The 15,012-nt window shown below is 62.9% G+C and carries 13 protein-coding genes; 10 read left to right on the top strand and 3 right to left on the bottom strand.

Annotation, left to right across the window (positions count from 1 at the left end; all coding sequences use genetic code 11):
* Positions 1-150: 150 nt before the first annotated feature.
* Together lhgO and GR138_RS10700 are read right to left on the bottom strand one after the other, a co-directional pair.
* The gene (gene lhgO, locus GR138_RS10705; protein WP_160859150.1) at positions 151-1,347 is read right to left on the bottom strand and encodes an L-2-hydroxyglutarate oxidase; all 1,197 of its coding nucleotides are present in this window, start codon (positions 1,345-1,347) and stop codon (positions 151-153) included.
* A gap of 24 nt (positions 1,348-1,371) precedes the next feature.
* Positions 1,372-2,100 (bottom strand): ABC transporter ATP-binding protein, encoded by a 729-nt coding sequence (locus tag GR138_RS10700; protein ID WP_160859148.1) that lies wholly within the window; start codon positions 2,098-2,100, stop codon positions 1,372-1,374.
* 165 nt (positions 2,101-2,265) lie between these two features.
* Between GR138_RS10700 and GR138_RS10695 the strand changes: the two genes are divergently transcribed.
* From GR138_RS10695 to GR138_RS10650, 10 genes are all read left to right on the top strand, one after another.
* Positions 2,266-3,462, top strand: a complete 1,197-nt coding sequence (locus tag GR138_RS10695) for an ABC transporter substrate-binding protein (RefSeq protein ID WP_202402592.1) — start codon at positions 2,266-2,268, stop codon at positions 3,460-3,462.
* Positions 3,463-3,557: 95 nt separating this feature from the next.
* Entirely contained in the window at positions 3,558-4,313 is a 756-nt protein-coding gene (locus tag GR138_RS10690; RefSeq protein WP_160859144.1) for an ABC transporter ATP-binding protein, read from the top strand.
* 12 nt (positions 4,314-4,325) lie between these two features.
* Positions 4,326-5,240 carry a branched-chain amino acid ABC transporter permease gene (locus GR138_RS10685; RefSeq protein WP_160859142.1) on the top strand — a complete coding sequence of 305 codons (915 nt, stop codon included), beginning with the start codon at positions 4,326-4,328 and terminating at the stop codon, positions 5,238-5,240.
* Complete coding sequence (locus tag GR138_RS10680; protein WP_246200346.1) at positions 5,240-6,298, top strand: branched-chain amino acid ABC transporter permease; 1,059 nt, start codon at positions 5,240-5,242, stop codon at positions 6,296-6,298. The genes GR138_RS10685 and GR138_RS10680 overlap by 1 nt, the downstream gene beginning before the upstream one ends.
* Positions 6,291-6,995 (top strand): GntR family transcriptional regulator, encoded by a 705-nt coding sequence (locus tag GR138_RS10675; RefSeq protein ID WP_160859140.1) that lies wholly within the window; start codon positions 6,291-6,293, stop codon positions 6,993-6,995. Before GR138_RS10680 ends, GR138_RS10675 begins: the two co-directional genes overlap by 8 nt.
* A 26-nt stretch (positions 6,996-7,021) precedes the next feature.
* Positions 7,022-9,052 (top strand): hydantoinase/oxoprolinase family protein, encoded by a 2,031-nt coding sequence (locus tag GR138_RS10670; protein ID WP_160859138.1) that lies wholly within the window; start codon positions 7,022-7,024, stop codon positions 9,050-9,052.
* 11 nt (positions 9,053-9,063) lie between these two features.
* The gene (locus GR138_RS10665; protein WP_160859136.1) at positions 9,064-10,761 is read left to right on the top strand and encodes a hydantoinase B/oxoprolinase family protein; all 1,698 of its coding nucleotides are present in this window, start codon (positions 9,064-9,066) and stop codon (positions 10,759-10,761) included.
* 4 nt (positions 10,762-10,765) lie between these two features.
* Positions 10,766-10,957: a hypothetical protein gene (locus GR138_RS10660; RefSeq protein WP_160859134.1), complete on the top strand. Its 192-nt coding sequence runs from the start codon at positions 10,766-10,768 to the stop codon at positions 10,955-10,957.
* Positions 10,958-11,054: 97 nt separating this feature from the next.
* Positions 11,055-12,359 carry a 4-aminobutyrate--2-oxoglutarate transaminase gene (gabT, locus tag GR138_RS10655; RefSeq protein WP_160859132.1) on the top strand — a complete coding sequence of 435 codons (1,305 nt, stop codon included), beginning with the start codon at positions 11,055-11,057 and terminating at the stop codon, positions 12,357-12,359.
* Positions 12,356-13,813, top strand: coding sequence for an NAD-dependent succinate-semialdehyde dehydrogenase (locus GR138_RS10650; RefSeq protein ID WP_160859130.1), 1,458 nt, complete (start codon positions 12,356-12,358; stop codon positions 13,811-13,813). The genes gabT and GR138_RS10650 overlap by 4 nt, the downstream gene beginning before the upstream one ends.
* Before the next feature lie 147 nt (positions 13,814-13,960).
* Here the strand turns inward: GR138_RS10650 and GR138_RS10645 are convergent, their stop codons facing one another.
* Complete coding sequence (locus GR138_RS10645) at positions 13,961-14,941, bottom strand: AraC-like ligand-binding domain-containing protein (RefSeq protein WP_160859128.1); 981 nt, start codon at positions 14,939-14,941, stop codon at positions 13,961-13,963.
* Between the last annotated feature and the right edge of the window lie 71 nt (positions 14,942-15,012).

Below are 15,012 nucleotides of genomic sequence, written 5' to 3'. Positions count from 1 at the left end.
TCCGTCGGAAGGGATCTTGTCGGAAAAATCATTCTGGGTGCAATGAAGGACAGCCTCCTTTGCGTTTGGTGTCCTCCAGATACGGCATAGAGGTAGCGCAACTGCTGGAGCGTCGGTTCGTATCCTCTCAAGAGTTCAAAAACTGATGTTTCAAGTTGCTCGTCCTGCCAACCGGCTTGCGATCATTTCTGCAATCGGGATTGCTGAGGTTGCTGCGGGTGAGGGGGCGTTGCAGACGTGCAGCATGCGGTCGGTTTCGGCGAACAGGAAATCGTGGATGAGGGCGCCGTCCTTGCGCACGGCCTGGGCGCGGATGCCCGCTTCGTAGGGCAACAGGTCGGCCATGGTGAGGCTCGGACAATATTTGCGGCATTCCTCCAGGTAGCCTGATTTCCAGAGAGAGTTGCGCAACTCCGTCACCGCCGACTTGCGATTGGCGAAGACGGTCTTCCAGAAGCCGGGGAAGAGAGCGTAATCGGCCATGTCGGCGAGATTGACGGAGAGTCGCGGATAACCCTCGCGGGCGAAGCCGATGACGGCGTTCGGGCCAACGGTCACGCTGCCGTCGATCATGCGGGTGAGGTGGACGCCGAGGAAGGGCAGGGCCGGATCCGGGACCGGATATATGAGATGGCGGACAATGTCGTTTTTGTTGGCCGGCAAGCGAAAATATTCGCCGCGAAAGGGCACGATGCGGTGTTCGATGGCGAGGCCGGCAAGGATCGCCAGTCGGTCGGATTGCAGGCCGGCACAGGCGACCAGCTTTTTTGCACGCCAGCTTTCGCCGTCCGAGGCAATGTCAACGGCATCGGCCGTCTCATGAATATCGGTGACGCGGGTAGAAAGGCGGATTTCGCCGCCGAGTGCCACGATGCGTCGGCCCATGGCCTGGCAGACCTCGGCATAGCTGACAATGCCGGTTGAAGGCACGAACAGCGCGCCGCGGCCGCTGATGTTCGGCTCGCGCTCGCGCAATTCGCCTTCGCTGACCCGGTGGACCTCGATCATGTTCTGCTTCGAGCGCTCGTACAGGGTGTTCATGCGCTGCATTTCGAGATCGGAGGTGGCTATGAGCAGTTTTCCGCACGTCTCGAAGCGAATGCCATTTTCTGCGCAAAACGCCTTGGTTGCCTCGGCGCCCTTGCGGCAGAGTTCGGCCTTGAGGCTGCCTGGCGGATAATAGATACCGGCGTGGATGACGCCGCTGTTGTGGCCTGTCTGGTGCTTGCCGAGCCTGTCCTCCTTCTCGAGGAGGATGAGGCTGCTGCCCGGCCTGTCTTCGAGAAGACGCATGGCGGTTGCCAAGCCGACGATGCCGCCGCCGATGATGCAATAGTCGAAAATCATCTGTCCTGCCCTGAATATACCGAATTATGCCTGTGCAGCCTGAGGATCGCTGTAGCCGAAATAGGCTTCCTCCAGCGCGTGGCCGTCCGCGAGATCGCTGGCCGACCCTTCCAGCGCCACGTGGCCGTTGCGCAGCACATAGATCCGCGAGGCGAGATCGAGGATACGGGCGGTGGACTGCTCGACGACAAGTAGTGTCAGCCCATCGGCATTGAGTTGGCGAAGGCTGTCATAGACCTGGTCGATGACGAGCGGTGCGAGGCCCAGCGACGGTTCGTCGATCATCATTAGCGAGGGGCGCTGCAGGATGGCGCGGGCAATGGCGAGCTGCTGCTGCTCGCCGCCGGAAAGGTGGCCGGCAACGCCGCGGTAGCGGGCCTTCAGTATCGGGAAGATGGCGAGCACACGCTCCAGATCGGCAGCGGCTTCTGCCTTGTCCTTGCGGATCATGCCGCCGAGCAGCAGGTTTTCTCGTACCGTCAGCGTGCGAAAAATGCTGCGCCCTTCCGGTACCAGCGCCAGGCCCTTGCGGCACAGCTTTTCCGGCACCTGGCCGGTGATGGGCTCTCCATTGAAGGTCATCGTACCTCCGGTCGGCACCATGAGCCCGGAAATCGTCTTCAGGAGCGTGGATTTGCCGGCACCGTTGGGGCCGACGACGAAGACAATCTCGCCCGTGCGGACCTCCAGATCGATCGATTTCAAGGCAGCAAGCCGGCCGTAGCCGGCAGTGAGGCCGCGGATTTCAAGCATGTCGTTCCCCTTTAGCGCGGTTGAGGCCGCCGATAGAAATCGGAAAGGCTTACCGTTTTTTGCCGTTGACAAAAAAAATCTAACCCGCATTCTGTCTTCTGTCCACAGAGGACTATGTGCAAAAAATTATGGCGATGCATCGTTCATCGTCAAAGGGGAACGACGATGAAATCTGTTGCTGTGGCCGCTTCGGCCGCAATCGCCTTTCTATTGCCGGTGGCCAGCGTTCAGGCCGAAGAGCCGATCAAGATCGGCTTCGCCATCGCGGAATCCGGCTGGCTTTCCAACTATGACAGCGCACCGTTCAAGGCGGCCGTCATGAAGATCGAGGAAATCAACAAGGCCGGCGGTCTCCTGGGCCGCCAGATCGAGTATTCCGTCATGGACACCAAGACGGAGCAGGCTCGCGCCGCGACGGTGGGCGCCCAGCTTGTCGATAGCGGCGTCGATATGCTGGTCGTCTCTTGCGACTACGATTTCGGCGCACCATCCGCACTTGCGGCCAAGCAGGCCGGCAAGGTTGCCTTCAGCCTGTGCGCCGCCGATCCGAAGATGGGCGTGCAGGGCGTCGGCCCGCTCGCCTTCACCGCCAACAGCGCGGCGCAATCGGAAGGCATCGCCATTGCCGAATATGGCAACAAGAAAATGAACCTGAAGTCGGTCTACGTGCTGGAAGACCTGACGATCGAATACAACAAGTCGGCCTGCGCCGGCTTCCGCGCGGCCTGGACTGCAAGCGCCGGCGAGGAGACCATCCTCGGCAACGATACGTTCAAGAACGACGATCCGTCGATCGCCTCCCAGATAACCCGCCTCAAGGGACTGGCAACGCAGCCCGATGCGGTCTTCGTCTGCTCGTTCACGCCGGGTGGCGCTTCGGCCGTGCGCCAGCTTCGCGCTGCCGGAGTCGATCTGCCGATCCTCGCCAACACGGCCATGGTCGACAATTACTGGCTCAATGCCGTGCCGGGCCTCAAGGATTTCTACCTTCCCGCCTTCATGTCGCTTTACGGCGATGATCCACGCCCGGAAATGAACACGTTCCTTGAAAACCACAAGGCGCGTTACGGCGAACCGCCGGTCTCCTCCTATTCGGTTCTCGGCTATAGCCTGATCGAGCAGTGGGCCTATGCGGTCGGTGAAGCGAAGACGACGGATTCCGAAGCTGTCGTCGGCGTCATGAACACCTTCAAGGACCAGCCGTTCACCGCCGGCCCGACATCCTTCACCGATCAGCTGCATATCCAGATCGATCGTCCCTGGCTGATCATGAAGGTCGAGAACGACTCCTTCCGCGCCGTCGAGGTCTACCGGAACTCGTTTAAGCCGGACATGAAACTGCTGTTCCGCGTCGGTCAGTAACCGGCAGCGATCCGTCGGCTGCATGGCGGTGCAGCCGACGGAACCAAATCTCCAAACAAATTCATAGCCGAGCTTACGAATAGGTCTCGCCCGATATGTCACGTCCATCGAAAGAACGGCTGGAAGCCCGCGGCGTTGCCGTCGCCTTTGGCGGCATCCGGGCCTTGAGCGGGGTCGACCTCGAACTCCGGCGCGGCGAGGTGCTCGGCCTCATCGGCCCGAACGGCGCAGGCAAGACGACCATGGTCAATGTGCTGAGCGGCTTCCAGCGGCCGACCAGCGGCAGCATCAGCCTCGACGGAACCGACGTTTCGAAGCTCACGGCCCGCAAGATCGCCCAGGCCGGTGTCGGCCGCAGTTTTCAGGCCGCACGTCTCTTTCGGGCGATGACGGTGGAGCAGAACCTTTCGGTCGCCGCGATCGGCAGCGGGCTGTCGCGCAGGGTGGCTCGGGAGCGGGCGCTGGAAATTCTCGACTGGATGGGGCTCGTGAAAAAGGCCGATCACAGGTGCGACAGCCTTTCCTACGGCGACGAGCGGCGTGTCAGCATCGCCCGGGCACTCGCCTTGCAGCCGTCCTTCGCGCTGCTCGACGAGCCGGCCTCCGGCATGAACGACGCGGAATGCGAGGCGCTGATGGAGGTCATAGCCGAGCTGCCGGCGCGGTTCGGCTGCGGCGTGCTGCTGATCGAACACAATATGAAGGTGATCATGGGTGTGTGCCAGCGCATCCATGTGCTCGATGGTGGCCAGAGCCTTGCCGAAGGCTCGCCCCAGGATATCCAGAAAAACCCCGCCGTCCGCCGCGCCTATCTGGGCGAGAAGGCGACCGACAGCACCCTTGCGATCTAGGAACAGGACGCCATGGCCAACATCGTTCAAGTTCTCGTCGATGCCATCGCGCTGGGCAGCCTCTATGCCCTCGTCGCTCTGGCGATCGGCCTCGTCTTCGGCGTCATGCGGCTCGTCAATTTCGCGCAGGCCGATTACATTACCATCGGCGCCTATGCACTGGTCGTGCCCACCGCGAGCGTCACGCCGCCGTTGCTGCTCGGTGCGCTGCCTTCGGCCCTGATGATCGGCGGCGTGCTCGTCGTGGTCATGGCGCTGGCGCTTTTGACGGAGCGCGTCGCCTTCCGGCCGCTGCGGAATTCCAATCCGTCGACGCTGCTCATCTCCTCCTTCGCCGTCAGCTATTTCCTGCAGAACCTCGTCATGCTCATCCACACCGGCCGGCCGAAATCGGTCGGCATCGGGCAGGGCCTCGCCAATGCCGTAGAGATCGGCGGCGTGCGCGTTCCGGGCATCCAACTGCTCACCATGGTCGTGACCGCAGGCCTGCTCGTTGCCCTGGTACTCTTTCTCAAGAAGACGCCAATCGGCATCCAGATGCGGGCGGCGGCGGAGAATTTCCAGATGGCCAGACTGCTCGGCATGCCGGCAAACCGGGTGATCGCGCTCGCCTTCGCCATCTCCGGTCTACTCGGCGGTGCGGTCTCGCTGCTCCTGACCATCCAGACCGGCACGCTCGACCTGCGCATGGGCCTGATGCCCGTCGTCTACGCCTTCTTCGCCACCGTCATCGGCGGCATGGGCTCGCTGCCGGGCGCGGCACTCGGCGGGTTCCTCGTCGGCGTCGCCAGCGTGCTTCTGCAAACCTACCTGCCGGCGGACCTGCGCCCCTTCCGCGATGCCGGCGTGTTCATGATGGTCATCCTGATCCTCCTTGTGCGCCCGCAGGGCTTGATCGTCACCAGCGCCGCGAAGGAGCGCGTATAATGAAAAGCGATACCATGTCCTTCGCAACGATCGGCCGCTTCTGGTTCCCGGTACTCGCCCTCGTCATTCCGCTTGCGATCATCGTGGTGGTCACCGGCCAGTTCGGCGGCCTCTCCATCCAACGCACCGTTGTCGAAATGCTGATCAGCATCGTCATCGTCGTCGGGCTTTATGTCTTCGTCGGCAACTCCGGCATCATCTCCTTTGGCCACGCCACCTTCATGGCGATCGCCGCCTATGCCTCAGCCTGGCAGACCTGCTGCGAGATGCTGAAGCCGATCACAATGTCCGGCCTGCCGCCGTTCCTGCGCGACCAGAGCATTCCGCTCCTGCCGTCCGCCGTGGTCTCGGTGCTGCTCGCCGGCGGTGCCGCCTTCCTTACCGGCCTCGTCATCATGAGGCTCACCGGTCTGGCGGCCTCGATCTCGACCCTTGCCGTGCTGTTCATCCTGAATGTCGTCTATTCCAACTGGGACAGCGTCACGATGGGCTCGGCATCGATCGTCGGCCTTCCGACCTACGTCACGGCCTGGCTGGCGCTCGGCTGTGCGGTCTTCGCGATCGTCATCGCCTATCTCTACCAGACCTCCGCCTTTGGCCTTGCGATCCGCGCGACGCGGGAGGACGAGGTCGCGGCCGCGGCGTCCGGCATCTCGCTCTACTGGTCGCGGCTGATCGCATTCACGCTCTCGGGCTTCATGGTGGGCCTCGGCGGCGTCCTTCAGGCGCACTATCTCGGGACTGTCTCGATCAACAGTTTCTTCCTGAGCTTCACCTTCCTGGCGCTCGCAATGCTCATCGTCGGCGGCATGGGTAGCCTCGCAGGCGCAGTGGTCGGTGTCGTCGTCATCACCGCGATGGTTGATATCTTCCGTCGGCTTGAAGGCGGGATTTCGATCGGCGCTGAGCAGTGGTCGCTGCCGGCGGGCACGCAGGAGCTTATCATCGCGGCCTTTATGCTGTTGATACTGGTCTTCCGGAAAGACGGAATCATGGCAGGGCGAGAAATGACCCTGCCGGAGCAGGAACAACGCGAGAAAGGGCTCATCAATGGCTAACAATCTACTCTTCAACAGCGACGAGCCAATTGGCATCATCGACAACAGGATGCTCTCCGACCAAGTTTCGGCCTTTCTCGTGCGCGAACTGATCTTCGGCCGCCTCCAGCCCGGCCAGCGCATCAACGAGGCGGAGCTGGCTCGCCAGCTCGGCATCAGCCGCAACCCCATACGCGAGGCGATCCGCCGGCTGGAGGAGCGTGGCCTGCTCGTCGCGGTTCCCCGCAAAGGCACGTTCGTGCGCACCTTCCTGCACAGCGATATCGACGAGATCTTCTCGTTCCGCGTCGTGGTCGAGCGCTTCGCCGTCGAGCAGGCGTTGCCGCAGATGACCGACGCCGACATCGAGCGTATTGCCGGCTTCGTCGATGCGATGGTCGCGGCCGCCAATGCCAATGACGAAATCGCGCTGGTCGAAAACGACCTCGCCTTCCACCTCGAAATCTGCCGGCTCTCGAAGAACCGCCAGACGCTGCACGCCTTCACCAACATCCAGGCGGAAGTGCAGATGCTGATCACCATGGCCGAGCGCCAGTTCGAGAGCCAGATGGCGGCGGCCGTCGATCATTGGCCGGTCGTCGAGGCGCTGCGCACCCGCAACCCCGAAAAGGCGATGGACGCCATCCGCGATCACATCCGCGATTCCTGGCGCCATCTGCTTGAAGCTTACGAGCGGGAAAAACCCCGCTCGTCCTGATCCTATCCATGAGAAAAGAGGGAACAATGCCTGACAGAAAAATCATCGGCATCGACATTGGGGGAACGTTCACCGACTTCGTTTCCTACGATGCAGCGACCGGCACCATCGAGAACTGGAAGAACCTCACGACGCCCTCCGAACCGATCGAAGGCGTGCTCCAGGGGCTCGGACAGGTGGACGATGTCGCCAGCGTCGACAAGATCCGTCTCGGCACGACGATCGCGACCAATGCGCTCCTGACGCGCCGCGGCGCCAAGGTCGCCTATGTCACGACATCAGGCTTTCGCGATGTTCCCTTCATCCAGCGCGGCGACCGCCGCAGCCACTACGACATTACCTGGATCAAGACCAAGCCGCTGATGAAGCGCGCCGACACCTATGAGATCGGTGGCCGTTTCAGCGCCAAGGGCGAACTGGTCACGGCGCTCGACGAAGCGGCGGTGCGGGAACTCGCCGCCACCATCAAGGCCGACGGCACGATCGAGGCGATCGCGGTGTGCACGCTGTTCTCCTATATCGACCCGAGCCACGAGCAGCGCATCCGCGATATCCTTGCCGAAGAACTGCCCGGCATGCCGATCTCGATTTCCTACGAGGTCCTGCCGAAGTGGAAGGAATACGACCGCGCTTCGACCACCATTGCGGACGCCTACCTGAAGCCCATCGTCTCGGACAATTTCCACCGCATGCAAAAACGCCTCGACGCCATCGGCATCGGCGACCGGATCGGCGTGATCAAGTCGAACGGTGGTGAATCCACACTGAAGGGCGCTGCCGAAGCCCCCGTTCAGATGACGCTGTCCGGTCCGACCGGCGCCGTCGTCGCCACCCGCGTTCTCTCTGAACTCACCGGCATCAAGAACCTCGTCACCTTCGACATGGGCGGCACCTCCACTGATTGCTCGACCGTCGTCGATGGCATGGAGCATGTGACGACCAGCTTCGAGATCGAATGGGGCCTGCCGATCCAGATCCCGATGATCGACATCCACACGATCGGCGCCGGTGGTGGCTCGATTGCCTGGATCGACAAGGGCGGCATGCTGCGCATGGGCCCGCAATCGGCCGGCGCGGCGCCAGGCCCCGCCTGCTATGGCCGCGGCGGCGAGAACGCCACCGTGACCGACGCCAATGTCGTACTCGGCCGCATCAACCCCAATTACTTCCTCGGCGGCAAGATGAAGCTCGACGCCGAGGCGGCGCATCGCGCGGTCAAGAGGATCGCCGACCAACTCGGCCTTGAGGTCGATGCGGCGGCTTTCGCCATGGTGCAGATCGCCAACAACAACATGCTCGGCGCGCTGCGTGCCGTTCTGCTCCAGCGCGGCCTCGATCCGCGCGATTTCTCGCTCGTCGCCTCCGGCGGAGCGGGTCCGGTGCACATTTGCGACCTGATGGATATTTCCGGCATTCCGCAGGGCATCGTGCCGAACTATCCCGGCCAGTTCTCGGCCTTCGGCTTCATCATGACCGATGCCCGTGTCGACCGGCATCGCACGGTGCAGCAAATCTCGAAATATTTCGACGGTGCCCGTGCTACGGCGGCGATGACGGAACTGGTGGATGGCGCCATCGCCGAGCTGGTCTCGCAGGGCTACCAGCAGAAGGTGGAGATCTACCGTTCCATCGAGGCCCGCTATTTCGGCCAGAACCACGAGCTGGAACTGAGCTTCCCGGCCAACCAATTTACCGAGGAAACCATCGCAAGCCTCTGGGAGCGCTTCCACGAGGAGCACCAGAACCGCTTCGGCTTCTCCATTCCCGGCGAGACCATCGAGACGGTCAATCTCAAGGTCGTGGCCGTTGCCGTTTCGGAAAAGCCGCAGATGCGGGAGCTAGAAAAGGGCGAGGGCACGCCCGCCTCCTCCGGCAGCCGCAAGGTGCGCTTCGAGGACGGCTGGCACGAGGTGAAGACCTACGATCGCGGCACCTTCAAGCAGGGCCAGACCGTCGCCGGTCCCGCCATTGTCGAGGAAAACGCCTCCGTCACCATCCTGCAGCCGAAACAGACGCTCCGCGTCGACCGGCTCGGCAATCTGATCATTTCGGCCTGAGGAGTACCGTCATGGACTTCGTTACAATGAACATTCTGGAATCCAGCATGGTCTCTCTCTGCAAGGAGATGGGGATTGTGCTGATGAAGACGTCCTATTCGACGATCTTCAACGAGGCGCTCGACTTCACCTGCGGCCTCGCGGACATGAACGGCGACATGATCGCCGTCGCCGACTATTGCCCGGCGCAGATCGGCGGCATGCCGCTGCTCGTCAAGTCGTGCCTCAAGGAAATCCCGATCGACGAGATCGAGGAGGGCGACGTCATCCTCCACAACGACCCCTATCGCGGCGGCCTGCACACGCCGGAGCACACCTTCTTCAAGCCGATCTTCGTCGATGGCGAGATCATGGGCTTTGCGGTGGCGATCGGCCATATCGCCGAAGTCGGCGGCATGGCGCCGGGCGGCTTCTGCGGCGAGGCGACGGAAATCTTCCAGGAGGGGCTCCGCATTCCGCCGGTGAAGATCAAGAAGCGCGGAAAGGACAATATCGAGGTCTGGAAGCTGCTTCTCGCCAATGTGCGCACGCCGCGCGTCAACTATGGCGACCTGCGCGCCCTCATCGCCGCCGTCGATCTCGGCGAAAAGCAGATGACGCAGATCTACAAGAAATACGGCAAGGAGAAGATCAAGGAGACCGTCAACGACCTGCTGCTCTATTCGGAACGCCGCATGCGCGCCGAACTGGAAGCAATCCCCGACGGCATTTACGCCTTCTCCGATACGATCGAGAGCGACGGCATCGACGCCGAGCGCACCTATACGGTCGCCGTGGAAGTACACAAGCGCGGCGGTGAAATCATCGTCGACTATCACGGCTCCTCGCCGCAGGCCTCCGGCCCGATCAATGCGACGCTGGGCGTTGCCACCTCGGCCGCCTACAATGCCGTGCTGCACATGACCGACCCGACGATCCCGCGCAATTCCGGCTGCTTCCGGCCGATCCGCGTCATGGCGCCGCCCGGCACCATCGTCAACGTGGATTTCCCGGCACCGGAAGTCGGCGGCAACACCGAGACCCATCCGCGCATCGTCGGCACCATTCTTGGCGCCATGGCGCCTGCCATTCCGAACCGTGTTATGGCGGCGGAAGGGGCGACGCACTGCAACTTCGTGTTCGGCGGGGTCGATGCGGATACGGGCGAATACTTCGCCTGCTACGACCTCGAAGCGGTCGGTTGGGGTGGCCGCGCCTTTGCGGATGGCAATGACGGCGTCGACTCGATCAACGGCAATTGCCGCATCACGCCGGTCGAAGTCTACGAGACGCGCTTCCCCTGGCGCATCGAAAGCCTCGCCTTCAACGTCGATGCCGGCGGTGCCGGCGAGTTTCGTGGTGGTGTCGGCTACTCCAAGCAGATGCTGTGCCTCAACGACGAGATCATCTGCTCGCAGATGACCGACCGCCACCTGCTCGCCCCCTGGGGTCTGAACGGCGGCACGGAAGGCGGCGTCGGCGCGACGCTGGTCATGAAGAACGGCCGCGAGGACTGGCAGACGATGCGCGAGGCCTATGGCAAGGCCTCGACCAGCCGCTACTCCAACGTCTCGATCCGCCGTGGCGACCGCGTGCGGCTCGTCACCCCCGGTGGCGGCGGCTACGGCGAACCGGCGAAGCGTGACCCGGCAGCGGTCGCAGAGGATGTCCGCGAGGGCTACGTCTCCAAGGCGGCCGCCCAGAAACATTACGGCTATCAGGAGGCCTGAGACCATGAAGTTTTCGCTGAACGGGCTTTACATCGAAAGCTACACGAAATGCGCCAATTGCGGCGTGCTGATCTACGAGGCCTCGGCCGAGGATTCCGCTCGCAAGAAGGTGCATGACGGGAGCATTTACTGCTCGCAGGAATGCGTCGACTGGAAGCTCGACCGGGATGCCCGCCGTGCCAAGGCGGCCGTCTAGGCATTGATGCGCCGGCCCCGTCCGAGCGGGTGGGGCCGGCCAACTTGAAGCGCCGCGATTAGCGCCGCGCGATAACAAACTGTCCAAGGAGACATCCATGTCCACGAACGCTGCCTTCACGGCGCGGCGCGCTGCCGCTATTCCGGCTGGCCTGTCGAAACATCTCGACGTCTACATCGAGAAGGCGGAAAACGCCGAACTGTGGGACGTCGAAGGCAAGCGCTATATCGATTTTGCCGCCGGCATCGCCGTCAACAATACCGGCCACCGCCATCCGAAGGTGGTCGAGCGCGTGCGCAACCAGCTCGACAAGGTCACCCACACCTCGTTCCAGACCACGCCCTATATCGACTATGTCGCGGTGTGCGAGAAGCTGAACGACCTGGTTCCGGGCGATTTTCCGAAGAAGACCTTTCTCGTCTCCACCGGTGCGGAAGCCATCGAGAACGCCGCCAAGATCGCCCGCGCCGCAACCGGCCGCTCGGCCTTCGTCGCCTTTTCCGGCGCCTTCCACGGCCGCACGCTGATGGCGATGACGCTGACCGGCAAGACCGCGCCTTACAAGGCCGGCTTCGGCCCTCTCGTGCCTGACGTCTTCCACCTGCCGTTCCCGATCCCCTATCACGGCATTTCCGAACAGGAGTCCCTGACGGCGCTCGACCGCTTCTTCCGCTCCGAGGTCGACCCGACCCGCGTCGCCGGCATTTTTGTCGAGCCGGTGCAGGGTGAGGGCGGTTTCTATCCCGCGCCCGTCACCTTCCTGCGCACGCTGCGTGAGATCTGCGACAAACACGGCATCCTGCTGATCGCCGACGAGATCCAGACGGGTTTTGCCCGCACGGGAAAAATGTTCGCGATGGAACATGCGGGCGTCGCCGCCGACATTGTCACCATGGCCAAGGGCCTTGGCGGTGGCTTCCCGATCGCCGCGGTCACCGGCCGCGCCGATATCATGGACAAGATCCCCATGGGTGGCGTCGGCTCGACCTTCGCCGGCAACCCACTGTCCTGCGCGGCCTCGCTTGCCGTGATGGAGATCATCGAAGACGAAAAACTGATCGACCGCGCCAACGAGGTCGGCAGCCGCTTGAAGGCGGTCTTCGAGGATTGGCAGGAGGGCAACGAGTTCGCCTGCATCGGCGACGTGCGCGGCCTCGGCGCGATGGTGGCAATCGAGTTCGTGCGTGACCGGGAGACGCGCCAGCCTTGGCCGGAGCTGGTGAAGGCCATCACGCATACAGCCGCCGAAAAGGGCCTCTTGCTGCTCTCCTGCGGCGTGCATGGCAATGTCGTGCGCGTGCTGACGCCGCTGACCATTCCGTTCGAGCATCTCGACGAAGGCGTCGCCATCCTCAAGGACAGCCTGCGTGCCGCGCTGGAAAAGGTGGAGGCCGGGCAATGACGCTCGCGCTACTTCACGACCAGGCCTTCATTGATGGCGCTTGGGTCGCGGCGGATACGGGTGCGACCTTCGAGGTCCGCAATCCGGCGACGGGCGATGTTCTCGCCCGCGTTGCCGACCTCGCAGCGTCCGACGTCGAGCGGGTGATCCTCGCCGCCGAGCGCGCGCAGGTGGATTGGCGCGAACGTCCGGCCAAGGAGCGGGCAAAACTGCTGCGCGTCTGGTTCGACCTCATCATCGCCCACACCGAAGACCTTGCCCGGTTGATCACCGCCGAGCAGGGCAAGCCGCTCTACGAGGCGCGAGGCGAGGTGGCGTTCGGCGCCTCCTTCGTCGACTGGTTTTCCGAAGAGGCCAAGCGCGTCTATGGCGACGTCATCCCCTCGGCCGGGCGCGACCGGCGTTTTGTCGTGCTGAAACAGCCGATCGGCGTCTGTGCCGCCATCACGCCCTGGAATTTTCCGCTGGCGATGATCACCCGCAAGGCTGCCGCGGCGCTCGCCGCCGGCTGTACCATGGTCGTCAAACCGTCGGAGGAAACACCGCTGACGGCGCTCGCCATGGCTGAGCTTGCCCGGCGGGCCGGCATTCCGGCCGGCGTGCTCAACATCGTGCCATCGAAGGACGCCGCCGGCATCGGCCGCCTGCTCTGCGAACATCCGATCATCCGAAAGCTTTCCTTCACCGGCTCGACCGCTGTCGGCAAGCTCTTGATGCGGCAATGCGCCGACACGCTGAAAAAGCTGTCACTGGAACTCGGTGGCAATGCGCCGTTCATCGTCTTCGACGACGCCGACCTCAATCTCGCCGTCACCGGCGCCATCGCGTCAAAGTTCCGCAACTCCGGCCAGACCTGCGTCTGTACCAACCGCATCTATGTGCAGGACGGCATCCACGATGCCTTCGTGGCGAAGCTGACGGAAGAGGTCGCCAGGCTGAAGGTTGGAGACGGTGCCGCGCCGGAGGTGGTGCAGGGGCCACTCATCAATGCCAAGGCCGTCGCGAAGGTGGCAGAGTTGATTGGCGACGCAGTGGGCCACGGCGCCCGCGTGGAAACCGGCGGGAAGGCGCACGCGCTTGGCGGGACCTGGTTCGAGCCGACGGTGCTGAGCGGCATGCAGGCCTCGATGCGGCTCGCGCAGGAAGAGGCGTTTGGCCCGGTCGCCCCGGTCTTCCGTTTCAAGAACGAAGCCGAGGTCGTCCGCCTCGCCAATGACACGCGCTACGGCCTGATGGCCTATTTCTACGCGCGCGACGTCAACCGCATCTGGCATGTGCTCGAAGAGCTGCAATTCGGCATGGTCGGCATCAACGAGGGCCTGATCTCCACCGAACTCGCCCCCTTCGGCGGCATCAAGGAGAGCGGTTTCGGTCGCGAAGGCTCCAAATATGGTATCGAGGAATATGTGGAGCTGAAATATGCCTGCTTCGGCGGGTTGAAGTTCGGGGCGTGACGCCGATGGCAAAGACTCTTCCCGAGTCGCAACTCGCTCGAAATGCCCCGGCGCGCCCGTGGATTGGAGCCGGGATGCGCTTCACCACGGGAGCGCGAAGGCCATCATGACGACCGGTACTTTTCCGAAAGGATCGTTCAGGACCGCCTACCTGGGCGATGCTACCGTCCCCATCCTCGTTGCACATGCTCTCGAACGGTACTCCCCCGGCGGAATGCCAAAGTGGATCTTGAAGGTGCGGGAGAATTGGGCTTGATCGCTGAAACCCCAGCTATGAGCGATTTCCGCAGCCGTCTGGGTGTTGTTCGGGTCGGCGAGCGCATCCCGGCAAGCCGACAGTCGTTGCCCGCGGATCCAGTTTCTGACGGTGTCGCCCGTATCCTTGAAAAGTTCATGAAGATAGCGGGTGGAGATGCCGCAGGCGCTCGCGATACGTTCTGGGTCGAGACGAAAATCCTGAAGGTTGGCGCGCATGTAGGCCTCGATGCGAGCGAGATGGGCGTTGCGGACGGTGGAGTTGCCTGACGTCAGCACGCGGTCATCGGCCTTGATCGCCAGCACCAAGAGGTCGACAAGCTGACGGCCGACCGTTGTTCTTGCTTCCTGCGTCATGCCGTCGAAGCGAGCGGGCAGCAGATGCAACATATCGGTAAAGAGACCGCCGGCGCCGTTGTTGGCCTCGAACTGCAATGTACAGAAGCGGTCCGGCGCGCGCATACGGCCGCCGAGCGCGTCGGCTTCCACCTTCAGTACCCACATGTCTGCCGCTTCGGCATGGCTGAACTGGTAGGGCTCGCTGCTGCGTTCCAGAAAAAAGCCGCCGGGCCGGCACTTCACGTCCCGACCGCACTGGGAGAAGAACACCTCAGCCTTGGCTGGCACGGTCACGAGGAACTCTTCTTCCCGGGCACCGCGGAAATGGTGCGGCAGGCGCAGGTATTGCAGTGCGTCACAGGTCAGTCGCGAGATCGACACGTCGCCGAACTGCCAGGTTGTCAGGTCACCGGAAAAGCGACCCGCCTCACGAAAGCGAAGGTCGAGCGGAAAATAGGCCGAGGCGATGGCCTCGTGCCAGTGGCGGCTACGATCCGGGGCGCGTGTCGCGCTTGTGGTGATGCTCGTCTTCATGCGGCTTCCCCTCTTCAGGCAAAGGTACGCACAGGATGTCTGCCAGGCAACGAAAATGGCAGCTTGTGCGC

The organism is Shinella kummerowiae, assembly GCF_009827055.1.
Classification (GTDB): domain Bacteria; phylum Pseudomonadota; class Alphaproteobacteria; order Rhizobiales; family Rhizobiaceae; genus Shinella; species Shinella kummerowiae.
The sequence above is the reverse complement of the archived record's forward strand: the minus strand, read 5'-3'. Positions and strand labels throughout refer to the sequence as shown.